We start from the raw sequence: 266 nt of genomic DNA, 5'->3' as shown, positions 1-266 counted from the left end.
AAATACAAGGGACTGCACTCACAGTCCAGCCAGCGGGTTCTGGAGGAACTCGCTGAAGCCTTCAACTCGTGGTACTCCAGTGACGATGATAGGGACAATCCGCCCGGCTACCGCAAAGAAAACTACTACCACGACGAGGGCCGCCGCGTCCACGAAGAACACCCGCGTTCTACCGTAACGTGGAAGCAAAACGGTATCCGCCACGACACCAAGAACAACCGCGTGCGCCTCTCCAAAGGTGCCAATCACAAGGAACACCCTCGAGC

At 57.1% G+C, this 266-nt stretch carries 1 pseudogene; it reads left to right on the top strand.

What is annotated here, in order from left to right:
• Positions 1–266, top strand: a pseudogene (locus tag C493_RS23785) (RNA-guided endonuclease InsQ/TnpB family protein); the annotation flags it as partial.

The sequence above is a fragment of the Natronolimnohabitans innermongolicus JCM 12255 genome (assembly GCF_000337215.1).
Taxonomy (GTDB): domain Archaea; phylum Halobacteriota; class Halobacteria; order Halobacteriales; family Natrialbaceae; genus Natronolimnohabitans; species Natronolimnohabitans innermongolicus.
Note: the sequence above shows the minus strand (reverse complement) of the source record. Positions and strands in the feature narration are given on the sequence as shown.